Raw genomic sequence first — 24,280 nt, forward strand, 5'->3', positions numbered from 1 at the left:
AAGTCCCGGCATTAGACCGGGACTTTGTATTAGACACATGAATCATCAATGATTGTTATCAGTTACGCCGCTTCCGTTTGACGTGGCCGATCTGGCTGCTTTACCGGGGACTGGGTAGCCAGCGCCTCCGGTTCAAATTCATCTACGTTAATCGAGCGCAGGCGGCTAGCTTCAGCCTTAATCAGTATGTTAGCTTCTTCCTCGCTGATTTTCCCTTCAGCCAGTGCGCGTTTGGCTAAGTGATCCAAACGGGTGAACGGCAGATTCTTACCGGCTCCTTTACTCAGGCGTTTGTGGATTGGCTCTGCGGCGATAACGTCTTGCAGTGCGGCTTCCAGCAGGCCGACCGGGTTAAATTCACTCGGTGTCAGGTACTGACCGCGCCCAATACGTGAACGGGTTGCTGAAGGTACCTGCAGCAATTGAGCCAATTGGTGATCCAAGCGATCTGACGGTGCACGATGTACGCAGCCAAACGGGAAGATTCCAATACGCATCACGCCAGCAATAAAGCGATTCGGGAAGTTGCGCAGTAAGTCATCCAGTGCTTGTTCTGCCTGATACAGCGCATCCTGCACGCCCCAATGAACCAGCGGTAAATCTTCTTTCTGACGGCCTTCATCTTCATAACGTTTCAGCGTTGCGGTAGCCAGATACATTTGGCTCAGAATATCCCCTAAACGGGCAGAGATACGCTCGCGACGCTTCAGGCTGCCGCCCAGAACGCCCATGGAAACATCGGACATCAGCGCCAGGTTGGCACTTAAGCGATTAAGCTGCTGATAGTAGCGACGAGTGCTGTCGCTTACCGGAGCATGACTGGTACGACCGTTGGTCAGACCCAGCCAGAAGCTACGAACTTTATTGCTACCTACGTGGCCAAGGTGACCAAACAAGGCGCTATCAAAAGCGTTAACATCGTTACTTTGCGCTGCGGCCATTTCTGCCAAAACGTATGGATGGCAACGAATAGCCCCCTGACCGAAGATAATCATGCTACGCGTCAGAATGTTGGCACCTTCAACGGTGATACCAATTGGCGCGCCTTGATAAGAACGGGCGACGAAGTTGGATTCACCCAGACAGATACCTTTACCACCGGCAATATCCATCGCATCCATGACTGCGCGCTGACCCCTGTGGGTACAGTGATATTTCACTATAGCGGACAGTACCGCCGGTTTTTCACCCAGCATAATACCGCTGGTGATTAAGGTGGCAGCGGCGTCCATAACATAGGCGTTGCCAGCGATTCGCGCCAAAGGTTCTTCGATCCCTTCCATTTTACCGATGGAGATCTTGAACTGACGACGAATATAGGCATAAGCGCCAATACCCATTGCCACACTTTTCAGGCTACCGGTCGCATTAGATGGCAGGGTAATACCACGTCCGACGGACAGACATTCAACCAGCATACGCCAGCCCTGACCGGCCATTTTTGGCCCGCCAATGATGTAATCGATCGGCACAAAGATGTCGTTACCGCGAGTGGGGCCATTCTGGAATGGCACGTTCAGCGGGAAGTGACGGTGACCGATTTCTACCCCAGGAGTGTTCGTTGGGATCAGGGCGCAGGTAATGCCCAAATCTACGGTTTCACCGAGTAAATGCTCTGGATCGGACAGTTTAAATGCTAGGCCCAGTACGGTCGCGATCGGTGCCAGCGTGATATAGCGTTTGTTCCAAGTCAGGCGCATGCCCAACACTTGCTGACCTTGCCATTCACCCATACAAACGGTACCGGTATCCGGAATTGCACCGGCGTCGGAACCCGCTTCCGGGCTGGTCAGTGCGAAGCAAGGAATTTCCTCACCGCGCGCCAATCTTGGCAGATAATGATCTTTTTGTTCGGTAGTGCCGTAATGTTGCAGCAGTTCGCCGGGGCCGAGGGAGTTAGGAACGCCCACAGTAATGGCCAGAATGCCGGAAACACCGGACAATTTCTGCAATACGCGCGCTTGAGCATAAGCGGAGAATTCCAGTCCGCCGTATTCTTTCTTAATAATCATGGCGAAGAAGCGGTGTTCTTTCAGATAGGCCCACAGTTCCGGCGGCAAATCAGCCAGTTCATGCGTAATCTGAAAATCATTCGCTAAACGACAGGCTTCTTCCACTGGACCATCAATAAAGGCTTGTTCTTCAGCGGTTAGCTGTGGTTTTGGATAGTTATGTAGTTTTTTCCAGTCTGGCTTGCCTTGGAATAAATCACCTTCCCACCAGGTCGTCCCCGCATCGATCGCTTCTTTTTCGGTGCGTGACATGGCTGGCATGATTTTACGGAAGGTACGCAGTGCAGGAGCTGAGAACAGAGAGCGGCGCAGCGGCGTTAAGTTCAGTGGCAACAACACAATCACCAATGGGAGCAACGCCCAAAATGACCATACTTGCAGCGCCCCCAAGGCGGCGGTGTATACCAGAAGAAGCAGACTACTGAGGTGTAGGTTCACCCGGTGATAGAACAACACACCAATAAGAACCAGCAAGGCAACAATGCTAAGAACCATCATAATGAAGCTCCTGAGTTGTAGGAGGTCTGACCTGTTGAGTGATGTATTGGTTTTAGTTCATCTCATTGTTTTTATCAATGCCATTACATATCAATTACAACTTGGTTCACAAATTCGTAGCATTTAAGGTCAAAAGCCATTGCAACAGTTCATCACGGCGCTTCTCGCAGTTTGCGCTATCCGGTACACTGCCTGCGGAAGATTATTGATGCCACAGGACACATAAAGAGGCTCCCATGTACCACGATTTAATTCGAAGTGAACTTAATGAAGCGGCTGATACTTTGGCTAATTTCCTGAATGATGATGCCAATATCGACGCCATTCAGCGGGCAGCTATCTTGCTGGCTGACTCATTTAAAGCCGGTGGGAAAGTGCTTTCCTGCGGTAACGGCGGCTCCCATTGCGATGCTATGCATTTTGCCGAAGAATTAACTGGCCGCTATCGTGAAAACCGTCCTGGCTATCCGGCGATCGCCATTTCTGATGTCAGCCATATGTCTTGCGTCAGTAATGATTTTGGTTACGACTATGTTTTCTCCCGCTATGTGGAAGCCGTCGGCCGTGAAGGTGATGTTTTACTTGGTATTTCCACTTCAGGAAATTCTGGCAACATCATTAAGGCTATCGAAGCTGCAAGAGCCAAAGGGATGAAAGTGATCACCCTGACTGGCAAAGACGGCGGTAAAATGGCGGGTACTGCGGATATCGAAATTCGGGTGCCTCATTTCGGTTACGCCGATCGTATTCAGGAAATACATATCAAAGCGATTCATATCTTGATTCAGCTGATTGAAAAAGAGATGGTTAAGGCCTGATGACTGGCTGGTATGGATTAACCTGAGGTCGCCGTGGAGTTTCCTGCGCCCTAGGTTGTTCACCGTTCTGCACCGGAGGCTATCATGGCCTCCTAATCGCACGCTTTACCTCCAGTTTCTTTGCCCTGATTGGTTTTGGCTTTTTTATTGCTACTGCAAAGGCAGTAGAGGAGGTTGGTGATGTGCGAATTGCTCGGGATGAGCGCGAATGTGCCCACTGATATCTGTTTCAGTTTTACCGGGCTGGTTCAGCGCGGAGGGGGCACTGGGCCGCATAAAGACGGTTGGGGTATAACTTTTTATGAAGGTCACGGTTGCCGTACCTTTAAAGACCCGCAGCCCAGTTTTAATTCACCGATAGCCCGCCTAGTTCAGGATTATCCGATCAAGTCTTGCGCGGTAATTTCCCATATTCGTCAGGCAAACCGTGGCGAAGTGGCGTTGGAAAATACCCATCCTTTTACTCGGGAAATGTGGGGGCGCAATTGGACCTATGCGCATAATGGACAATTGAAAGGGTATCGTCAGTTGGATACCGGCACTTTCCGCCCTATCGGCCAGACTGACAGCGAATATGCGTTTTGCTGGTTGTTGAATCAATTAGCCCAGCGGTATCCGCGCACTCCGGGTAACTGGCCTGCGGTATTTCGCTTTATTGCGACATTGTCTGAGCAACTGCGCGCCAAGGGCGTATTTAATATGCTGTTATCGGATGGGCGTTTTGTGATGGCCTATTGCTCAACCAATCTTTATTGGATTACGCGTCGGGCACCTTTCGGTAAAGCTACTTTGCTGGATCAGGATGTGGAAATAGATTTTCAGCAGCAAACCACACCCAATGATGTGGTCAGCGTCATTGCCACTCAGCCGTTAACCGGCAATGAAACCTGGCACAAAATAGCGCCAGGCGAGTTTGCTCTATTCTGTTTTGGTGAGCGCGTACTCTGAGGCTGGCGCACTGGACATTAACGGGCGATTAATCACATATTGTCCGTTAATGACACCGACCAAAGGCGGTATGCGATTTTTTGCAAAGTAGGCATAACCAGGCTGTAATTGACGCCAGAAGTTAATATCTGACGAGTTACGGTGGCGCTGCATATTTTGCTCGGTCATGCGGAATGGATAAATACTAATATCCACTTTGCTTTGACCATTCATAAATGCAGTTTGCACGTAGTTAAATATCTCATCCATGTAATTGTCGGTCATGGCATAACAGCCAATGGATTTACAATCGCCGTGGATCATCAGATATTTTCCCGAGTACCCCTGAGACTTATCAAAATCATTTGGGAAGCCGATATTGATCGCCCGATAAAACTTACTGTCGGGTTTTAAATGACGCGTATCTATGCTGTAAAACCCCTCCGGGCTTTTAAAATCTCCCTCGCGGCGTTTGGGACCAAGACCGCCAGAAAAATTACAGATCTGATAACTTCGTACCAATTGATATTCGCCCTGTAAACGGGCATATAATTCCAGCGTTCGCTCTTCTTTAAATATTTGGATATAGACCGGAGAACCGAGTAATTGCTGTTTAAGCGCATTGGTAACCGCAACAGGCTCACTGGCTGAGCTGTTTAAGGATACCGCAGGCAAACAAATTATCATCGCAAGTAACAGAGCGATTTTGCCCATTAATTATTCCTACTTCTCTTACTGGGAACCGATCGTATCTGCCGATCGGTGAGCCACTGCTTTTGTTAGTATAGGTTTGCAGATTATCAGTCAGAATATTTTTATCAATAATAGATTTGTATAAAAAAGAAACTGTAATCGGTAAAAACGAATTAACCTTACGTTTTTATCGAGTGCAGAGGCGATTCTTGATCAATATAATGTCGTTTGCTTGAGCCAGGTCACTGCTTTTATCAGACAGCAACAGGCTAAAATGCTAAAATCCTCGGCTACTGAAGGCATATTGGTGTTAAAGATATTGAGTTGTTTTGTTGAGCAATGAAACGCAATTTTTGTATCTTCCAACGCTGTCACATTAGCAGAGATTAATACTGTTATTTAAATCAGTAAATGCCTGCAAGTAAAATGCACGCTTATTGCGCTGCCGGTTAATGCCTCGTCTATTAACTGAACTGTTAAAAATATCTAATCATCGCGTTGCTGTGCTCCTCTGGATGACGTACAGCATTTGATACACCTGACAGAATCGTGCAAACCTTATGATTAAAATAAAAAAAGGACTCGACCTACCTATAGCCGGGGCTCCGGCTCAGGTCATACAGGAAGGTCCAGTTATTCATCATGTTGCACTGCTCGGTGAAGAGTATGTGGGCATGCGTCCTTCAATGTTGGTGCAAGAAGGGGAGAAGGTCAAAAAAGGCCAGGCGCTTTTTGAAGATAAAAAGAACCCCGGCGTGTTTTTCACCGCTCCAGCAGCAGGCAAGATTTCTGCGATTAATCGCGGTGAACGGCGCGTGCTGCAATCTGTCGTGATTGAAATAGAGGGAGACGACAGCGTTTCCTTCGATCGTTACGACGTCGCCGAGCTCAACCAGCTTAGCGCGGAGCAGGTTCAGCAAAATTTGCTGGCCTCAGGTCTGTGGACTGCTCTACGCACTCGTCCATTCAGTAAAACTCCGCAGCCGGGCACACAGCCACGCGCTATCTTTGTCACGGCGATAGATACCCAGCCGCTGGCTGCCGATCCTCAGGTCATTATTGCCACGCAAATGGATGCCTTTAACCACGGCTTGAGCGTACTGACGCGCTTAACCGAAGGTAAAGTACACGTTTGTCACGGCGCTGGGGAAATCATTCGCGGTCAAAATAACGGGCAAATAACCTATAACGAATTTTCCGGTCCGCATCCTGCTGGGTTGGTGGGTACCCACATTCACTTCCTCGAACCGGTCAGTATGACGAAAACCGTCTGGCACATCGGTTACCAGGATGTGATCGCCATTGGCAAACTGTTTGTTGAAGGTGAGCTTTACACTGATAGAGTGATTGCGCTGGCGGGGCCGCAGGTGAAAGAGCCTGGCCTGCTGCGCACGCGTTTAGGCGCCAGCTTGACCGAACTGACCGCCGGTAAACTGAAAGCAGGGGATAACCGTATTATCTCCGGTTCGGTACTGAGCGGAACCGCGGCCTCTGCGACACACGGCTATCTTGGTCGTTTCCATCAGCAGGTTTCCGTCGTGTTGGAAGGGCGAGACAAGGAACTGTTCGGCTGGATTATGCCGGGTAAAGATAAATTCTCCATTACCCGTACCACTCTCGGTCATTTCTTCAAGCGCAAGCGCTTTGCTTTTTCTACCGGATTGAACGGTGGCGAACGTTCTATGGTGCCAATTGGCAACTACGAGCGAGTAATGCCGCTGGATATTCTGGCGACACATTTGCTGCGCGATCTGTTAGCCGGCGATACCGACAGCGCACAGGCGTTGGGGGCTTTGGAGCTGGATGAAGAAGATTTGGCGCTGTGTACTTTTGTCTGCCCCGGTAAATATGAATACGGTCCGGTACTGCGCGACATTTTGACCAAGATTGAGCAGGAAGGATAACTCATGGGCCTGAAAAGTTTTTTTGAGAAAATAGAGCACCACTTCGAATCCGGTGGAAAGCTGGAAAAGTATTATCCGCTATACGAAGCTACAGCCAGTATTTTCTACACTCAGGGTAAAGTGACGCCGGGTGCCTCCCACGTGCGTGACGCTATCGACCTGAAACGGATGATGATTCTGGTATGGCTAGCGGTATTCCCGGCGATGTTCTGGGGGATGTACAACGTTGGTCAGCAGGCGATTCCTGCGTTAAACCACCTGTATAGCGGCGCGGAGCTGCAACAGGTGATTGCCGCCGACTGGCATTATCGACTAGCGGAGATGCTTGGCGCCTCGCTGGCACCGGATGCCGGTTGGATTAGCATGATGACGCTGGGTGCGGTCTACTTTGTGCCGATTTATGCGGTGGTGTTCTTGGTTGGGGGCTTCTGGGAAGTTCTGTTCGCCATTATTCGCCGCCATGAAATCAACGAAGGTTTCTTCGTCACTTCCATTCTGTTTTCCCTGATCGTTCCGCCAACTTTGCCCCTCTGGCAGGCGGCACTGGGAATCTCATTTGGCGTAGTTATTGGTAAGGAAATTTTTGGCGGTACTGGACGTAACTTCCTGAACCCGGCACTGGCTGGGCGAGCGTTCCTGTTCTTCGCTTATCCGGCACAGATCTCCGGCGATCTGGTCTGGAACGCGGCCGACGGATTCTCTGGCGCAACGCCGTTGTCCCAGTGGAGTGTTAACGGCAGCCACAGTCTGATGAACGTGGTAACCGGCCAACCAATCAGCTGGATGGATGCTTTTATGGGCAACATTCCAGGCTCTATTGGTGAAGTCTCCACCCTGATGATTCTGATCGGCGGTGCCATCATTATGTTTGGCCGCGTGGCGTCCTGGCGCATTGTTGCTGGCGTGATGATCGGCATGATTGCTACGGCCTTCTTGTTTAACTGGATTGGTTCTACCACTAACCCGCTGTTTGCTATGCCTTGGTACTGGCATTTGGTATTGGGTGGCTTTGCTTTCGGTATGATCTTTATGGCTACCGATCCGGTATCGGCTTCCTTCACCAATAAAGGTAAGTGGTGGTACGGCGGCCTGATCGGCGTGATGTGTGTCTTAATCCGAGTGGTGAATCCGGCTTATCCGGAGGGAATGATGCTGGCGATTCTGTTCGCCAACCTGTTTGCGCCACTGTTCGACTATGTGGTTGTACAGGCCAACATCAAGCGGAGGAAAGCTCGTGGCGAGTGATAAACCAAGAAATAACGATACTATCGGCAAGACGCTGATGGTAGTGATCTTGCTGTGTCTGGTGTGCTCCGTAGTGGTATCGGGCGCAGCCGTTGGCTTGAAATCTAAACAGCAGGAACAGCGTTTGCTGGATAAGCAACGCAACATTCTGGACGTGGCCGGTTTACTCCAGCCCAACATGGACGCAGAGCAGGTAAAACAAGAGTTTTCCGCTCGTATTGAACCGCGTTTACTGGATTTGCAAAGCGGTGATTTCGTTAAAACCGATCCGACCAGCTTCGACCGTTCTCAGGCTTTACGTGATGATAGCCAAAGTATTGCTCTGACCGCTGCGCAAGATAAAGCTGGCATTAAACGTCGGGCTAATCTGGTGGAAATCTATCTGGTGCGTAATGAGCAGGGGCAGACCAGTAAAATTGTGCTGCCGGTTTACGGCTCCGGTTTGTGGTCGATGATGTACGCCTTCGTCGCGATAGATAACGACGGCAAAACTGTACGTGGCATCAGCTATTACGATCAGGGTGAAACCCCTGGGCTGGGTGGTGAAGTTGAAAACCCAATCTGGCGTAGCCAATGGGTTGGTAAGCGTTTGTTTAATGAACAAGGGGAGCCGGCTATTCGCGTAGTGAAAGGGCGCGCGGATGCGAACGATCCTTACGCCATTGACGGTTTGTCCGGTGCAACGCTGACCTCCAACGGGGTACAGAACACCTTTGATTTTTGGTTGGGTGAAAACGGCTTTGGCCCGTTCCTGAAAAAAGTGCGCGAAGGAGCGTTAAAAAATGGCTGATAGCAAAGAGATTAAGCGGGTTTTATTCGGTCCGTTATTTGACAACAACCCGATTGCATTGCAAATCCTTGGGGTCTGCTCGGCGCTGGCGGTAACCACCAAACTGGAAACCGCACTGGTAATGACACTGGCGGTAACGCTGGTAACGGCATTTTCCAGCTTCTTTATCTCGCTGATCCGTAACCATATCCCTAACAGCGTGCGCATCATCGTGCAGATGGTGATCATCGCCTCTCTGGTGATTGTGGTGGATCAGATATTGCGTGCCTACGCCTATGAGATTTCGAAGCAGCTTTCGGTATTTGTGGGTTTGATTATCACCAACTGTATCGTCATGGGGCGTGCGGAAGCCTACGCCATGAAGTCGCCGCCAATCGAGAGCTTTATGGATGGTATCGGCAACGGCTTGGGCTACGGCGTGATTCTGGTGCTAGTGGGCTTTGTTCGTGAGCTGATTGGCTCTGGCAAACTGTTCGGCGTCACCGTGCTGGAAACGGTACAAAACGGCGGCTGGTATCAGCCGAACGGATTGTTCCTGTTAGCGCCTAGTGCGTTCTTTATCATTGGCATGCTGATTTGGGGCTTACGTACCCTGAAACCTGCGCAGATTGAAAAGGAGTAATTGACGGTGGAACATTACATCAGTCTGTTTGTCCGCGCGGTGTTTGTAGAGAACATGGCGTTAGCCTTCTTCCTGGGGATGTGTACTTTCCTGGCGGTTTCTAAAAAAGTGTCCACCGCCTTCGGTCTGGGCATTGCCGTAACCGTAGTGCTGGGTATTGCCGTTCCTGCCAACAACCTGGTTTATAACTTGGTGTTGCGCGATGGCGCGCTGGTGGAAGGTGTTGATCTGAGTTTCCTTAACTTCATCACTTTTATCGGCGTGATTGCGGCGATTGTGCAGGTGCTGGAGATGATTCTCGATCGCTACTTCCCCGCGCTTTATAACGCGTTAGGCATCTTCCTGCCGTTGATCACCGTGAACTGTGCCATCTTTGGCGGCGTGTCCTTTATGGCGCAGCGTGATTACAACTTCTCGGAATCCATTGTGTACGGTATTGGTTCGGGAATTGGCTGGATGCTGGCTATTGTGGCGCTGGCGGGTATTCGGGAAAAAATGAAATACGCCGATGTTCCGGGTGGCTTGAAGGGGCTGGGAATTACCTTTGTCACCACCGGGCTGATGGCACTGGGCTTTATGTCCTTCTCCGGTGTGCATCTATAAAGGCAGGAAGAACTCATGGAAATAATTCTAGGCGTAGTTATGTTCACCCTCATCGTGCTAGCGTTGACGGTGATGATTCTTTTCGCCAAATCCAAGTTGGTGAATACCGGTGATATTCAGGTTGAAATCAACGGTGATATGGAAAAAAGCTTTACCGCACCGGCCGGTGATAAATTGCTGAATGTGCTTTCTGGCCACGGCATTTTTGTCTCCTCCGCTTGTGGCGGCGGCGGTTCGTGCGGGCAGTGTCGAGTGACGATTAAAGAAGGCGGTGGTGATATTTTACCGACCGAGCTTTCTCATATCTCTAAGCGTGAAGCTAAAGAAGGTTGCCGTCTGGCCTGTCAGGTTAGCGTGAAGCAAGACTTGAAAATTGATTTGCCGGAAGAAATATTCGGCGTGAAAAAATGGACCTGCGAAGTCATTTCAAATGACAACAAAGCGACGTTCATTAAAGAACTGAAACTTAAAATTCCTGATGGGGATGTCGTTCCCTTCCGCGCGGGCGGCTTTATTCAGATTGAAGCTGAGCCTCATACCGTCAAATATGCTGATTTTGACGTGCCGGAAGAATATCGCGGCGATTGGGATAAGTTTAATCTGTTCCGTTTTGAATCCGTAGTGACCGAGCCAACGGTGCGCGCCTATTCCATGGCGAACTATCCGGAAGAGCATGGCATTATTATGCTGAACGTGCGTATTGCAACGCCGCCGCCGAATATGCCGGACGCGCCTCCGGGCATCATGTCTTCGTATATCTGGTCGTTGAAGCCGGGTGATAAAGTGGTTATTTCCGGTCCATTCGGTGAATTCTTTGCGAAAGATACTGATGCGGAAATGGTGTTTATTGGCGGTGGTGCCGGCATGGCACCGATGCGCTCGCATATTTTCGATCAGCTCAAGCGTTTGCATTCTAAGCGTAAAATCAGCTTTTGGTACGGCGCTCGATCTAAACGTGAAATGTTTTATGAAGAGGATTTCAACCAACTGCAGGAAGAGAATGAAAACTTTACCTGGCACGTTGCTTTGTCCGATCCTCAGCCTGAAGACAATTGGACGGGATACACTGGCTTCATTCACAATGTGTTGCTGGAAAACTATCTGAAAAACCATCCTGCGCCGGAAGACTGTGAGTTCTATATGTGTGGTCCGCCAATGATGAACGCCGCAGTGATCAAAATGCTGAAGGATCTTGGCGTTGAGGACGACAATATTATGCTTGATGACTTCGGCGGCTGATGTCATACCTGACGGGCGTTTAACAATAATAGGATTATTGTGCATAAGAAAATAACACTTTGGCTGGCACTCCTGATGGGAGTGCTGTTGCTGGCGGGGTGCGGCCCTGAGCAGGTGAATCTCACCGGTAAAACCATGGGTACCTATTACTCAATAAAATATGTGAGTGATACGTCCCGATCTTCTCCGGAACAACTGCAAAAAGAAGTCGATAGGATACTGGAAGTGGTGAATGACCAGATGTCGACTTATCGGCCAAATTCTGAATTAAGCCGTTTTAATCAGAGCCGGGAAATTAATAAGCCTTTCCCGGTGTCCGTTGCTACGGCCAAAGTGGTGCAGGAAGCAATTCGTATTAATCGGTTAACCGACGGTGCGCTGGATGTCACCGTCGGGCCATTGGTTAACTTATGGGGTTTTGGCCCTGAAGGACGCCCTGATAAAGTGCCTTCTGCCGAAGAGTTAGAGAAACGTCGTGGCTGGGTGGGAATAGATAAGCTCGCCGTTGAGGGCAACGCATTAATTAAGCGAGTGCCAGAGCTGTACGTCGACCTTTCTTCAATTGCCAAAGGCTACGGTGTTGATGTGGTTGCGGAATATCTGCAATCGCAGAATATCAAAAATTTCATGGTTGATATTGGCGGAGAAGTTCGCACCCGTGGAAATAATGGCGAAAATAAGCCTTGGCGTATAGCGATCGAAAAACCGGGTGCCGGTGTCGATCAAAGTGCGCAGGAAATTATTGAACCGGGGAGAATGTCGCTGGCAACCTCTGGTGATTATCGTAACTATTTTGAAGAAAATGGCGTACGCTATTCTCATACCATTGATCCCGCGACGGGGCGGCCGATCAACCATAGATTGGTTTCCATTACCGTACTGAATCCTAGCTGTATGACCGCTGATGGTTTGTCTACCGGGCTGGATGTGTTGGGGCCGGAAAAAGGGCTGGCGCTGGCCAATTTACTTGGTATACCGGTATTTATGATCGTTAAAACGGATAAGGGTTTTGAAGAACGCTATTCGGAAGCCTTCGAACCCTACCTGCAAAATCGATCTTAGGAGGAGTTATGCTGACAGTTTTTCTCGCGTCTTTCGTCTTCTTCCTGCTGGTTATCGGCGGAATGTCGATTGGCTATGTAGTGAAGCGCAAAACCTTACAGGGGAGCTGCGGCGGTATTGCTACACTGGGGATGGAGAAAGTCTGCGACTGTCCTGAGCCTTGTGATTCCCGTAAAAAACGAATGGAAAAAGAAGCGGCTCGGCAGAAGAAACTGGATCAGTTTCGTATCCTATAACATAAAAGGCCCGGCTGATTAACTGCCGGGCCTTTTTGTCTACAAGGATGTATTTAATCAATTACTTTTTTTCATTCACTATTTTTTTAAATTCCTTCGGTGAGTTAACCATCACGGCATCTGCACCTAGCTCTTTTGCTTTTTCATAATCCTGCGCTGAATTGATACCAAAGAAAATAATATAGGCCTTCCCTTTGGAACGGAAACAATCAATAGCGTCTTTATCCCATGTTAATACGGTGTTTGAGTGAGAACGCCCCTCACCAAGAGTGAACTTTTCCACAACGACTAACTCAACATTTCGTTTCATCTCTAATCCGTACCAGCGCTCCTTTTGGTCTACCGACAGCTTACATTGATGGCCTAAGGTTATATCGACTAGAGCATCACGAGTTTCATCTCGACTTTCAAAACGTTGAATTTGCTCTTTTCTTCTCGCATCCTTATTTATCTGGTCTATCGCGTTCAGATACATTTTGTCGGTCGAATAAACCCGGGTACGTTCAAAACTGTTGGTTTCCTTCAGCACTTTTTGTAGAGCCTGAGCAAAAGGCTGTGCCAGATTTTCGGCATCAGGTGATTTAATATCTAGATAGAATATGACGTTAGGATAATCTTTTAGCACATATTTTAACTTCAGAACCTCTTCTAACGTTGGAATACTGGCTGAAAATGCAGTTTTATTTTTTTCATTATAAAATTTAGCAGCATTAACTGTTGATAGCTGTTTGTTCGTATAGTCTCTGACTTTTCCTGAAACGTTAGTCAGTTCTTTTAAATCCAAAGGTCGATAAAGTACCGGCACATTATCTTTTGTTAACTGTAGGGTAATCCAAATAGCATCAGCTCCATTTTCCAACGATTTTTTAATTGCAGGGAGTGTATTTTCTGGTGCGTCTCCGGTACCAGCCCGGTGCGCCACTATTTTCGGCGGTTCATTAGCTGAAGCAGGTGACATAACTTGTAATGAAAATAAGATTAAGATACTTGCCATAATATAATTCCGCATAATGTATATCCCGTATAATCCATGTAAATTGAATTTCTCTCTATATATGTTTTACTTTATAAATAAACTATTACTCTACGACTTTATCGAATGTAGTACTTTTTCATTAAAAATAAATGAAAGAATTGCATAAATGTAAATAACAGTATTCGATCTGGAATTTATAAATATTTAGCGGCATTTAAATTAGGATAATCTTGATTGTAGTATTTTTTACTGTATACTTATACAGTTGTTTGTTGCCAATGGGAGTGAGAGTGCGTAAGATTATCCATGTTGATATGGACTGCTTTTTTGCAGCCGTGGAGATGCGGGATGACCCCAGTCTACGCGATATTCCTTTGGCTATTGGCGGCAGCGCAGATCGTCGTGGTGTTATCAGCACGGCCAATTATCCTGCTAGACGTTACGGTGTTCATAGTGCGATGTCCACTGCGATGGCATTGAAGCTTTGCCCGCATTTAAAAGTGATTCCGGGGCGTATGGCGGCGTATAAAGAAGCTTCTTTACATCTTCGTGAAATATTTGCCCGTTACACCTCGCTTATCGAGCCATTATCGCTGGATGAAGCATATCTGGATGTCTCCGAATGTCAGGTTTTTAGCGGTTCAGCAACCTTAATTGCTCAACAGATCCGCCAGTCAATCCATGAGGAATTAGGATTAACGGCATCCGCTGGAATTGCCCCGATCAAATTCTTAGCCAAGATCGCTTCAGATTTGAATAAACCCAACGGACAATACGTGATCACACCGGATCAAGTTCAACCTTTTCTACAAACTTTGCCTCTTAGTAAAATTCCGGGCGTGGGAAAAGTAACGGCTAAGCGCCTACAGGAATTGGGGTTAACTCATTGTGTTGATGTCCAAAATTATCCTTTGGCTGATTTACTGAAAACCTTTGGTAAATTTGGGAGGGTGTTATGGGAACGCTGCCATGGTATTGATGAGCGAGGAATTTCTCCCGATAGGTTGCGTAAATCCGTTGGCGTAGAAAGGACGCTGGCGCAGGATATTCATCACTGGGAAGAATGTGTTGAGATTATTGAAAAACTTTTCCCCGAACTGGAAACCCGTTTGGCTAAGGTCAGGCCGGATTTGCAAATTGCTCGTCAGGGCGTAAAGCTTAAATTTCAGGATTTTCAGCAAACGACTCAGGAACACGTCTGGCCAGAATTGAACAAGGTGGATTTATTGCGTATCGCAAAGCAAGTTTGGGATGAACGACGGGCGGACAGAGGCGTGCGATTGGTGGGATTGCATGTCAGCTTGCTGGATCCGCAGATTGAACGGCAATTATTGCTGAATTGGGAATAGCGCTGAATAGATCTCAGACTCTGAGTTTTTTAGCAGCGAATTTGCCATAAAAAACGGCGCTACCATAGTTAGGTCGCGCCATTCGTAATAATAGTGCGGTGCTTGATTAAGCGCGTTTTGGAATCGCTTTCAGTAATGCGGTCAGCAATTGCCAGTATTGGCCAACGCTCTCGATATGAACTTGTTCATCCGGAGAATGTGGGCCAGTCATAGTTGGGCCGATGGAAACCATATCCATTTCTGGGTAAGGTTTTTTGAACAAACCACATTCCAGACCCGCGTGGATTACCATGATATTTGGCGTTTTGTTAAACAGTCTCTCATAGGTTTCACGAACTAAATGCATAACCGGAGAGTTTGCGTCAGGCTGCCAGCCAGGATAGCCGCCTTTAGGCGTAGTCTGCGCGCCAGCCAGTTGGCCAACGGCGGTTAGCATACTAACAACATAGTCTTTGCCGCTGTCGATCAGGGAACGAATCAGGCACATAATTTCGGCCTTATCTTCTTCCATCGTCACGACGCCCACGTTTAGTGAGGTTTCAACCACGCCTTTCACTTCATCACTCATACGGATTACGCCGTTTGGCGTCGCATTCAGCAATGCCAGCAGACGGTGTTGGGTATCGGCGGTTAAAGCTTTCGCTTCGCTGCTGACGGGTTCCAGCACCACGGTGAGATTTTTTTCTACCGCAGAGAGCTCATTTTTCAGGATATCTAAATAGTCCTGGCTCAGGGTTTTCAAATGGTCCACTTTATCGGCTGCAACCGCCAATATAGCGGAACCTTCGCGTGGAATCGCGTTGCGCAGCGTACCGCCGTTCAGATCCAGAACCCGCAGGCCGAGCTTCGCTTCATGTTCAAATAGGAAACGAGCCAGCAGCTTGTTGGCATTACCCAAACCTAAATGAATATCTGCACCGGAATGACCGCCTTTCAGACCTTTGACGGTCAGTTTCAGCGTTTGATAGCCAGCAGGAACCGCCTCACGCTGCAACGGCAAAGTGGTGATGAAATCAATACCGCCAGCGCAACCCATGTAGATTTCGCCTTCCTGTTCGGAATCGGTATTAATCAAAATGTCAGCTTTCAGCCAGTTTGGCTGCAGGCCAAAAGCACCGTCCATACCGGCTTCTTCGGTCATGGTCAGCAGAACTTCCAGCGGGCCATGTTCTACGCTGTCGTCAGACAGTACCGCCAGCGCGGAAGCCATACCAATGCCGTTATCTGCGCCCAGCGTGGTGCCACGAGCTTTTACCCATTCGCCGTCGATATAAGGTTGAATCGGGTCTTTAGTGAAATCGTGAACAGTGTCGTTGTTCTTTTGCGGCACCATATCCAAGTGGGCTTGCAGCGCCACAGGTTTACGGTTTTCCATGCCTTTGGTCGCCGGTTTGCGCAACAGGATGTTACCCACTTGATCGCGTTCGGCGTGTAAACCTTTTTCTTTTGCCCAAGCAACAATGTATTGCGCCAATTCTTCTTCGTGATAAGAAGGATGAGGGATTGAACAAATTTTAGCGAAAATATCCCACAACGGCTGAGGCGAAAGTTTAGACAGTTCAGACACTGTAAGTCTCCTTTAACAGCATGCTCATACAGACACCAGATTAATGCGGAGGTGTCTGAGATACTGTAGGTTTTAGGGTTAAGGACTAACCGCCATTGCTATGGCGCGATTTATCGAGAATATCACTTTCATTTGCGTTGCGCGCGTTTGGCCGCACAAATACCGCATTCGATTCGTGGAATTACCGGGATAATTGCTGGTTTTTATGTTGTTGCCTCACTATAATCTCGCGCAACCTTTTTTCCCCTTCGATACATGACAAGCCACTTTAATACGGCTGGGACTACATTTTATGAGCGAAAAATACGTCGTAACTTGGGATATGTTGCAAATGCAAGCCCGTAAGCTGGCACAGCGTTTACTTCCTGCAGAACAGTGGAAAGGCATCATCGCGGTCAGCCGCGGTGGATTGGTTCCTGGCGCAATTCTGGCGCGCGAATTGGGCATTCGTCATGTTGATACTGTGTGCATCTCCAGCTATGACCACAATAACCAGCGTGAGCTGACCGTGCTGAAACGCGCCGAAGGCGATGGCGAAGGCTTCATTGTGATTGACGATCTGGTTGATACCGGCGGTACGGCGAAAGCCATTCGTGAAATGTATCCGAAAGCACACTTTGTGACTATTTTCGCTAAACCGGCTGGTTGTCCTCTGGTTGACGACTATGTGGTTGATATTCCGCAGGATACATGGATTGAGCAGCCGTGGGATATGGCTGTGACCTTCGTGGAACCGCTAGGCGGCAAATAATTTACACAGCTTTAAACGTCCGACGCTGTCGGACGTTTCATTTCTCCCTCGGTATGAGTACACTAACCCCATATTCCCTAGCCTAAACCAAGGCGGGATCTCGGCTTATGGAGGCTATTGTAACCATGGCACAAGCCAACCTTTCTGAAATCCTATTTAAACCCAAGTTCAAGCATCCTGAGACCTCGACTTTGGTCAGGCATGCTCATTGCAACCAAACCATGAATATTCACTCTGCATTGGACGGCGATACTACCTGTCATTGGTATCGTATGATCAATCGCTTGATGTGGACCTGGCGCGGAGTGGACCCTCTGGAAATCGAAGAGGTGCTGGCGCGGATTGCGATGTCTAATGCGGAACACAGTGATAATGAATTACTGGATACCGTGGTGGGTTACCGCAACGGCAACTGGATTTACGAGTGGTCTCACCAAGGCATGATGTGGCAGCAAAAAGCCATGGAAGAAACCGATCCTCTGGCCGCTGGGCAGTATTGGCTGAATGCCGCCAACATGTACAGCATCGCCGGTTATCCTCATCTACGTGGTGATGAATTGGCCGAGCAGGCGGAAATTTTGTCTAATCGGGCCTATGAAGAAGCGGCAAAGCATCTGCCTTTCACTTTAAAAGAGCTGAGCTTCTCAATTCAGGATGGCGGAACGCTGACTGGCTTTCTGCATATGCCGACAATGGGCAATGCGCCTTTCCCAACGGTGCTGATGTGTGGCGGCCTAGATATGTTGCAGAGCGATTACCATCGTCTCTTCCGTGATTATCTTGCCCCGGCGGGTATCGCGATGTTGACTATCGACATGCCTTCCGTCGGCTCATCTTCCCGCTGGAAACTCACGCAGGACACCAGCTATTTGCATCAACAGGTGCTGCAGGCGTTGCCGACGATTCCTTGGGTTGATCATCAGCGTGTTTCGCTATTTGGTTTCCGTTTCGGTGCCAATGTCGCGGTACGTTTGGGCTATTTGGAGCCACAGCGTTTACGCGGTGTGGCCTGCGTAGGCCCTATCGTCCATCACCTACTTTGCGACAGTCACAGCCAAAGTCGGGTGCCGGATATGTATATGGATGTGCTGGCCAGCCGGTTAGGTATGGCGGATGCATCTGATGATACGTTAAAGACTGAGCTGAACCGTTTCTCTCTCAAAACCCAAGGGTTGTTGGGACGGCGTTGTCATACGCCAATGCTGGCCGGATATTGGGATAACGATCCTTTTAGTCCGAAAGAAGATGCGAAACTGATTGTCTCCTCTTCCGTTGACGGCAAGCTGTTAAGCATCCCTTCAACACCGCTGTATGACAGTTTTCATAGAGCTCTGTTGCAAACTTGCGATTGGCTAAAAGATAAAATGCGTTAATTAGTTGCTAAAATTTAACAGTTTGCTAAAAAGGTGAGCGTCTACTTAAGGAGATTGAAGCATGACGATATCCAGCGCTCACCCTAAAAGCAAACTGATGAAACGTTTTGCAGCTTTAGGGCCATATCTACGTGAAGGGCAGTGCCAGAACGACCGCTTTTTCTTTGATTGTCTAGCCGTGTGCGTCAATGTGAAACTTGCTCCCGAAAAGCGTGAATTCTGGGGGTGGTGGATAGAGCTGGAGTCGAAAGACAGCCGTTTTACTTATGTATACCAACTCGGCTTGTTTAATACCGAGGGAAGTTGGAAAGAACAAAAAATCAAAGATCCTGAGGTTCAGGAAAAATTGGAAACTACGTTGCGTAGTTTCCATAAACGCCTCCATGAAATGCTGACGACGATGGAACTGACACTAGAACCGGCAAAGGATTTCGGCGAACAGCCCATCAAACTCTCTGCATAACCCCCTTTCTGCTCAATAAAGCGGTGATTTCGCGTTATGCCTGTTGGCATAACGCCTGTCTCCTGCTACAAAGTCTGCTGTATCATTCCTTTTTATTTGATCCCAATGGCAGAAAAATTATGAATGGCAGCCAGACTTTGGTTGTGAAATTGGGCACCAGCGTACTGACCGGCGGCTCTCGCCGTCTTAATCGTGCCCATATTGTTGAACTGGTGCGCCAGTGCGCCCAGCAACACGCAAAAGGTCATCGCATTGTTATCGTTACTTCCGGCGCGATTGCCGCCGGGCGTGAACACTTGGGTTATCCTGAATTGCCGGCGACCATTGCATCGAAGCAATTGCTGGCTGCGGTCGGCCAGAGCCGTCTGATTCAGCTATGGGAGCAGCTGTTCTCCATTTATGGCATCCACGTCGGGCAGATGTTGCTGACTCGCGCCGATCTGGAAGATCGCGAACGGTTCTTAAACGCCCGCGATACCATGAATGCTTTGCTGGATAACCGTATTGTTCCGGTTATCAATGAAAACGACGCCGTCGCCACGGCTGAAATCAAAGTAGGCGATAACGACAATCTCTCGGCGCTGGCGGCGATTCTGGCCGGTGCGGATAAATTATTGCTGCTGACCGATCAGGCTGGGTTATATACCGCCGATCCGCGTAATAACCCTGCCGCAGAGTTGATTCGGGACGTTCATGGTATTGATGACGCGTTGCGTGAAATCGCCGGTGATAGCGTTTCAGGTTTGGGAACCGGCGGTATGGCGACCAAGCTACAGGCCGCAGACGTTGCGTGCCGAGCGGGCATCGACGTGATTATTGCCGCGGGTGCTCAATCTGATGTTATCCGTAATGTGATTGACGGCACGCCGGTGGGCACGCGTTTCCATGCGTTAGAAACGCCGCTGGAAAACCGTAAACGCTGGATCTTTGGCGCACCGCCAGCCGGTGAAATTACCGTGGACGATGGCGCGGTAGCCGCAATTATGGAGCGGGGCAGCTCGCTATTGCCGAAAGGTATCCGTAGCGTGAAAGGGGACTTCTCCCGCGGGGAAGTGATCCGCATTCGTAACCTGAGCGGCCGCGATCTGGCTCACGGTGTCTCACGTTATAACAGCGACGCATTGCGTATGTTGGCGGGACATCATTCTCAGCAAATCAGTGAGATACTTGGATATGAATACGGCCCGGTCGCCGTTCATCGTGACGATATGATCATCAGTTTATGATTATCAGCTAAGGAGCTAGCATGCTGGAAGAGATGGGAAAAGCGGCTAAACAGGCCTCTTGGCAATTGGGCGTATTAAGCACTGCGCAAAAGAATAAAGCCCTGATGGCAATGGCGGCGCTGCTGGAAACGGAAAGCGACGAAATCCTTCAGGCAAATGAGCAAGATATGGCTGCAGCACGCGCCAGCGGAATGAGCGACGCTTTGCTCGATCGCTTGCTGCTTACGCCTGTGCGTTTAGCTGCGATCGCTAACGATGTGCGCGATGTTTGCCGCCTGAGCGATCCGGTAGGGCAGATTATGGATGGCCGGTTGCTGGATAGCGGCCTGAAGCTAGAGCGCCGCCGGGTGCCATTAGGCGTAATTGGCGTGATTTATGAAGCTCGTCCTAACGTTACTATCGATGTTGCCAGCCTGTGCCTGAAAACCGGCAATGCGGTGATTCTGCGCGGTGGTAAGGAAACGCATCATACCAATCAGGCGATGGTTAAAGTGATTCAGCGAGCGTTGGAATATAGCGGTTTACCAGCGGCGGCGGTACAGGCGATTGAAAGCCCGGATCGTGAACTGGTGAATGCTTTACTGCGTTTAGATCGTTATGTCGATATGTTGATTCCGCGAGGCGGCGCTGGCCTGCATAAATTGTGTCGTGAGCAATCTACTATTCCGGTGATCACCGGAGGTATTGGGGTCTGCCATACCTTTGTGGATGCCGACGTTGATTTTGCCAAAGCACTGACGGTGATTGAGAATGCGAAGGCGCAACGTCCTAGCGCCTGTAACTCATTGGAAACGCTGTTAGTTCATCAGGATATCGCCGCTGCCTTTTTAGCCGCGTTAAGCAGCAAAATGGAAAGTGCGGGCGTCACTTTGCATGCTAGCGAGCAAGCGATGCCGTATTTGCTGGCCGGGCCTGCGAAGGTCGTTCCGGTAGAAGAGGCGAATTATGACGATGAGTGGCTTGCTCTGGATCTGAATGTACACGTGGTGGCGGATATTGACGCCGCGATTGAGCATATTCGCCAACACGGAACCAGCCATTCAGACGCCATTCTTACCCGTTTGATCAGCAGTGCAGAGCATTTTGTCCGGGAAGTGGATTCCTCAGCCGTTTACGTTAATGCCAGCACTCGCTTCACCGACGGCGGGCAGTTTGGTTTAGGGGCTGAGGTTGCCGTCAGTACGCAGAAATTGCATGCCCGAGGGCCAATGGGGCTAGAAGCTCTGACCACCTATAAGTGGATAGGTTATGGCGATGATTTAATTCGTAGCTAACGGATTGAAAAATGAAATAGTATCAAGCGGGCACTTATTTAGGTGCCCGTTCTCGTTTACCGCCAATTGCAGAAATTTGTGCCATATCGAATAAAAGTAAATAAATGTTTCCTAAATTCTGCCGATAATTTAATTGACGGTTATACTCTTTCCGGTGTTCTCTAGGGTAATTAAATCAAAAAATTCTTGGCGGGGATCGGCAGGTGAGTGAGATATCGAAAGAACAGTATGTTAAAACGAATCGATTAGCTATTTGCGCAATTTTGCGGGATCTGAAAAAAAATAATACCGCTATTATGGTGACACATTCCCGCGGGCAATTTATCAGCCGCATTCTGGATGTTCATCCAGATGCTAATCAATTCATTTTTGATTTTGGCAGCGTTGAACGTGAAAATCTGTTGGCACGGGATTCCGAACAGCTAACTTTTATTGCCGAACCTACTGGCGCCAAAATTGAATTCTCCTGCACCACACAAACAGAGATAACCTATCTCGGTTTACCCGCGTTTAGCAGCCCGATTCCCGATTCTTTGTACTTTATTCAACGACGCGAATATTTTCGAATCAACATCCCTCAATGGCCACCTTTTTATTGTACTGGCAAGTTTCCTAATGGCACCGCTTTTAAGCATACACTCACGGATATCTCTTTGGGCGGTGTAGGTATGTTTGCCAATAAAGACAGTGAGTTGCCGTTGGAAGGGTGTGAGATCCTTCGCAGCTCTTCGTTGGATCTCGGTGAGTTTGGATCTTTTGATCTGGACCTGCAATTTATACGTGCAGTAGATAAAAAAGTTATTAGCAACAAAGGCGAAACCGTCACTATGCAGCGCCTGAGTTTTAAATTCCCCAAGTTGTCTCCAATGCAGGAAAAGGGGTTGCAGCGAGCGATCTTTGAGCTGGAAAAGCAGCAAAGCCTCAAGGCCAGAAAATTTCAGGATGGAATCTAGCGGCGATCACTGAAGGTGCTTTCTCTCAAATTCTTTTGATTGGAAAAGGTCAATCAGATTCTTCCTGAGCGATGAAAATTAAAACAGAAAATTATGTTGTATTATCATACGTCTGGCCCAATATTATAAGTTCACTCACAGAGGGGACAAATGATGGGAATTAGCGAGGAAGAGCATATCCGCCGTCTGACTAATGAAAAAAACTCTGTTGGTCATACGGCGAAGTGGGTTGCAATTATTTCTGCTGTTTATTTTATTATCATGCTGTTTTATCAGCAAGAAATGGGTGTTTTGACGCTGGCTGGCGGTATTTTTGTAGTGTCATTTACCATTTGGTTTAAGAAGCGCCAAAAAGTAAAATCTTATCGAAATCAATTACAGAATTTGGATGGTGAATAACGACCATCCTATTCATGCAGTTAAACTTACCTGCATGAAATCAGTCATGGCCTGATCACCCGCAGTGTTCAGACTGTATCGAGTCAGTTGATAGGTATTGCAAAAATAGCTTCAAAGCTACTGGCGTCTTTGCTTCGCAGTAAAGATCAATTATTTTATGCTAAGCCGTTGCCAAGGCGAACACCAAGCTATGGCTTATCTAGTGTTTTAGCCATATTGAATCCGGTAACGGTGAATTCGAATTGTTCATACAGTTTTTTGGCTCGTGGGTTATCTGCCGCTACCCGTAGCTTAATTTCAAAAATTCCCTGTGTGATGAGTTCTGCTTCTAAAGCTTGCAGGCTGGCTTTTCCGAATCCTTGCTGCTGAAATTCAGACAATATGCAAAAATCCTTAATATAAACCGAAGTGCCGCCGTCATTTAATCCGTACCAAAGATAACCCACTAAACGATAGTTATTTTCAATCCGGTAAATTTTATTCCCTACCGTATTAATACCGTCTGGTAGTGATTGAACGAAGGATAGTTGAGCTTGATGTCGTGCTTTATCCTGACTGTAGCCGCAATTAGCACTAAGGTCTTCAGCGTACTCCCCAATAAAGAAATTTCGATAGGCATCCAGTTCTTCTGAAGCCAACTCTCTTAACAGCACCATTTTTTTCCCTCTATTCGTGATGTTTGGTAAGGGTGGCAAGATCGCCAATTGCATTTCTGTTCATATATAAAATCATTCGTTGAAGCTGTTTATCCTTTGGTTTAAGCCAACTCTAAAGGTTGTTTTATTAGAGGGCAAAGTTGTCTATATTACTAGCATTTTCAGCCATTCCTTTGGCGAAATAACTTAAATCAATTCCTCCTTAGTTTCCCCACAATGATTGAGCTTCTTTACTCAGCATTACGTCCGCTTTCATTATTTCGCGCATAATTAATCTCACTGAGCACTGAGAATAATCAGAAAGTTGGAGCTAAAAATGAAACTATTAACCGTTATTACCGCAGCGATTATCGCTACCGCTTCTTTTTCAAGCCTGGCTGCCCAAGAAGTCAATCGCGAACAGGCGAGCCAATTGCAGGCAATGGGCGTAGTTTCCGTATCCGGCATTAGCGGCTCACCAAGCGACGTTGAGGCCGCATTAAACGCCAAGGCCGTTGCTGACGGCGCCAGCCATTATCGTGTCATTGGCATCAGTTCCCCCGGTGATTCAAGTAACTATACGGCCAGCGCTGAAATTTATCGCTAATCAATAAATTCTTAGCACTTATAATATCTCTTAAATTTCGCTGAGGGCGTAAGGGTTC

The 24,280-nt window shown here is 48.3% G+C and carries 24 protein-coding genes; 19 read left to right on the forward strand and 5 right to left on the reverse strand.

Features of this window, described 5'->3' with window-relative positions:
* Nucleotides 1–62 precede the first annotated feature (62 nt).
* Complete coding sequence (fadE, locus tag AD970_RS10145) at nucleotides 63–2,510, reverse strand: acyl-CoA dehydrogenase FadE (RefSeq protein WP_049598427.1); 2,448 nt, start codon at nucleotides 2,508–2,510, stop codon at nucleotides 63–65.
* Nucleotides 2,511–2,746: 236 nt separating this feature from the next.
* Between fadE and lpcA the strand changes: the two genes are divergently transcribed.
* On the forward strand, nucleotides 2,747–3,328 hold the full coding sequence (gene lpcA, locus AD970_RS10150; RefSeq protein ID WP_049598428.1) for a D-sedoheptulose 7-phosphate isomerase: 582 nt from the start codon (nucleotides 2,747–2,749) through the stop codon (nucleotides 3,326–3,328).
* 180 nt (nucleotides 3,329–3,508) lie between these two features.
* On the forward strand, nucleotides 3,509–4,276 hold the full coding sequence (locus AD970_RS10155; RefSeq protein ID WP_049598429.1) for a class II glutamine amidotransferase: 768 nt from the start codon (nucleotides 3,509–3,511) through the stop codon (nucleotides 4,274–4,276).
* Here the strand turns inward: AD970_RS10155 and dpaA are convergent.
* On the reverse strand, nucleotides 4,247–4,969 hold the full coding sequence (dpaA, locus tag AD970_RS10160) for a peptidoglycan meso-diaminopimelic acid protein amidase (RefSeq protein ID WP_049598430.1): 723 nt from the start codon (nucleotides 4,967–4,969) through the stop codon (nucleotides 4,247–4,249). The genes AD970_RS10155 and dpaA overlap by 30 nt on opposite strands.
* 539 nt (nucleotides 4,970–5,508) lie before the next feature.
* Here dpaA and AD970_RS10165 point away from each other — a divergent pair.
* Genes AD970_RS10165 through nqrM form a run of 8 tightly spaced genes read left to right on the forward strand, consistent with a single transcriptional unit; the run spans nucleotide 5,509 to nucleotide 12,649 of the window.
* Entirely contained in the window at nucleotides 5,509–6,852 is a 1,344-nt protein-coding gene (locus AD970_RS10165; protein WP_049598431.1) for a Na(+)-translocating NADH-quinone reductase subunit A, read from the forward strand.
* Between the two features lie 3 nt (nucleotides 6,853–6,855).
* Complete coding sequence (locus AD970_RS10170) at nucleotides 6,856–8,097, forward strand: NADH:ubiquinone reductase (Na(+)-transporting) subunit B (protein ID WP_049598432.1); 1,242 nt, start codon at nucleotides 6,856–6,858, stop codon at nucleotides 8,095–8,097.
* The gene (locus tag AD970_RS10175) at nucleotides 8,087–8,887 is read left to right on the forward strand and encodes a Na(+)-translocating NADH-quinone reductase subunit C (protein ID WP_049598433.1); all 801 of its coding nucleotides are present in this window, start codon (nucleotides 8,087–8,089) and stop codon (nucleotides 8,885–8,887) included. Before AD970_RS10170 ends, AD970_RS10175 begins: the two co-directional genes overlap by 11 nt.
* Complete coding sequence (locus AD970_RS10180; RefSeq protein WP_049598434.1) at nucleotides 8,880–9,509, forward strand: NADH:ubiquinone reductase (Na(+)-transporting) subunit D; 630 nt, start codon at nucleotides 8,880–8,882, stop codon at nucleotides 9,507–9,509. Before AD970_RS10175 ends, AD970_RS10180 begins: the two co-directional genes overlap by 8 nt.
* A gap of 6 nt (nucleotides 9,510–9,515) precedes the next feature.
* On the forward strand, nucleotides 9,516–10,112 hold the full coding sequence (gene nqrE / locus AD970_RS10185) for an NADH:ubiquinone reductase (Na(+)-transporting) subunit E (RefSeq protein WP_049598436.1): 597 nt from the start codon (nucleotides 9,516–9,518) through the stop codon (nucleotides 10,110–10,112).
* 15 nt (nucleotides 10,113–10,127) lie between these two features.
* Nucleotides 10,128–11,351, forward strand: coding sequence for an NADH:ubiquinone reductase (Na(+)-transporting) subunit F (gene nqrF, locus AD970_RS10190; protein ID WP_049598438.1), 1,224 nt, complete (start codon nucleotides 10,128–10,130; stop codon nucleotides 11,349–11,351).
* A gap of 39 nt (nucleotides 11,352–11,390) precedes the next feature.
* Nucleotides 11,391–12,413, forward strand: a complete 1,023-nt coding sequence (locus tag AD970_RS10195; protein ID WP_049598440.1) for an FAD:protein FMN transferase — start codon at nucleotides 11,391–11,393, stop codon at nucleotides 12,411–12,413.
* A gap of 8 nt (nucleotides 12,414–12,421) precedes the next feature.
* The gene (gene nqrM, locus AD970_RS10200; RefSeq protein WP_049598442.1) at nucleotides 12,422–12,649 is read left to right on the forward strand and encodes a (Na+)-NQR maturation NqrM; all 228 of its coding nucleotides are present in this window, start codon (nucleotides 12,422–12,424) and stop codon (nucleotides 12,647–12,649) included.
* Between the two features lie 61 nt (nucleotides 12,650–12,710).
* Here the strand turns inward: nqrM and AD970_RS10205 are convergent, their stop codons facing one another.
* Nucleotides 12,711–13,658 (reverse strand): glycerophosphodiester phosphodiesterase family protein, encoded by a 948-nt coding sequence (locus AD970_RS10205; protein ID WP_049598444.1) that lies wholly within the window; start codon nucleotides 13,656–13,658, stop codon nucleotides 12,711–12,713.
* Between the two features lie 257 nt (nucleotides 13,659–13,915).
* Between AD970_RS10205 and dinB the strand changes: the two genes are divergently transcribed.
* On the forward strand, nucleotides 13,916–14,974 hold the full coding sequence (gene dinB, locus AD970_RS10210; RefSeq protein ID WP_049598446.1) for a DNA polymerase IV: 1,059 nt from the start codon (nucleotides 13,916–13,918) through the stop codon (nucleotides 14,972–14,974).
* A 106-nt stretch (nucleotides 14,975–15,080) separates the two neighbouring features.
* On the opposite strand, the gene pepD is transcribed toward dinB, so the two are convergent.
* Nucleotides 15,081–16,541 (reverse strand): beta-Ala-His dipeptidase, encoded by a 1,461-nt coding sequence (gene pepD, locus AD970_RS10215; RefSeq protein WP_049598447.1) that lies wholly within the window; start codon nucleotides 16,539–16,541, stop codon nucleotides 15,081–15,083.
* A 292-nt stretch (nucleotides 16,542–16,833) separates the two neighbouring features.
* Here pepD and gpt point away from each other — a divergent pair, with 292 nt between their 5' ends.
* The 7 genes from gpt (at nucleotide 16,834) to AD970_RS10250 (ending at nucleotide 22,980) form a co-directional block, all read left to right on the forward strand.
* Nucleotides 16,834–17,292, forward strand: coding sequence for a xanthine phosphoribosyltransferase (gene gpt / locus AD970_RS10220; protein ID WP_049598449.1), 459 nt, complete (start codon nucleotides 16,834–16,836; stop codon nucleotides 17,290–17,292).
* Nucleotides 17,293–17,417: 125 nt separating this feature from the next.
* Complete coding sequence (gene frsA, locus AD970_RS10225; RefSeq protein ID WP_049598698.1) at nucleotides 17,418–18,665, forward strand: esterase FrsA; 1,248 nt, start codon at nucleotides 17,418–17,420, stop codon at nucleotides 18,663–18,665.
* Nucleotides 18,666–18,726: 61 nt separating this feature from the next.
* Nucleotides 18,727–19,128 (forward strand): sigma factor-binding protein Crl, encoded by a 402-nt coding sequence (crl, locus tag AD970_RS10230; protein ID WP_049598450.1) that lies wholly within the window; start codon nucleotides 18,727–18,729, stop codon nucleotides 19,126–19,128.
* A gap of 119 nt (nucleotides 19,129–19,247) precedes the next feature.
* Nucleotides 19,248–20,354, forward strand: a complete 1,107-nt coding sequence (gene proB / locus AD970_RS10235; protein ID WP_049598451.1) for a glutamate 5-kinase — start codon at nucleotides 19,248–19,250, stop codon at nucleotides 20,352–20,354.
* A gap of 20 nt (nucleotides 20,355–20,374) precedes the next feature.
* A complete protein-coding gene (gene proA / locus AD970_RS10240) occupies nucleotides 20,375–21,628 on the forward strand; it encodes a glutamate-5-semialdehyde dehydrogenase (protein WP_049598452.1) in 1,254 nt (417 codons plus the stop codon).
* 203 nt (nucleotides 21,629–21,831) lie between these two features.
* Complete coding sequence (locus tag AD970_RS10245) at nucleotides 21,832–22,581, forward strand: flagellar brake protein (RefSeq protein WP_049598454.1); 750 nt, start codon at nucleotides 21,832–21,834, stop codon at nucleotides 22,579–22,581.
* Nucleotides 22,582–22,734: 153 nt separating this feature from the next.
* Nucleotides 22,735–22,980 carry a hypothetical protein gene (locus tag AD970_RS10250; RefSeq protein ID WP_049598456.1) on the forward strand — a complete coding sequence of 82 codons (246 nt, stop codon included), beginning with the start codon at nucleotides 22,735–22,737 and terminating at the stop codon, nucleotides 22,978–22,980.
* A gap of 188 nt (nucleotides 22,981–23,168) precedes the next feature.
* Here AD970_RS10250 and AD970_RS10255 read toward each other — a convergent pair whose 3' ends face one another.
* Entirely contained in the window at nucleotides 23,169–23,636 is a 468-nt protein-coding gene (locus AD970_RS10255) for a GNAT family N-acetyltransferase (RefSeq protein ID WP_049598457.1), read from the reverse strand.
* Nucleotides 23,637–23,952: 316 nt separating this feature from the next.
* Here AD970_RS10255 and AD970_RS10260 point away from each other — a divergent pair, with 316 nt between their 5' ends.
* Nucleotides 23,953–24,222 carry a YdgH/BhsA/McbA family protein gene (locus AD970_RS10260; RefSeq protein ID WP_049598459.1) on the forward strand — a complete coding sequence of 90 codons (270 nt, stop codon included), beginning with the start codon at nucleotides 23,953–23,955 and terminating at the stop codon, nucleotides 24,220–24,222.
* Nucleotides 24,223–24,280: the final 58 nt, after the last annotated feature.

It is taken from the genome of Yersinia nurmii (assembly GCF_001112925.1).
GTDB classification, from domain to species: domain Bacteria; phylum Pseudomonadota; class Gammaproteobacteria; order Enterobacterales; family Enterobacteriaceae; genus Yersinia; species Yersinia nurmii.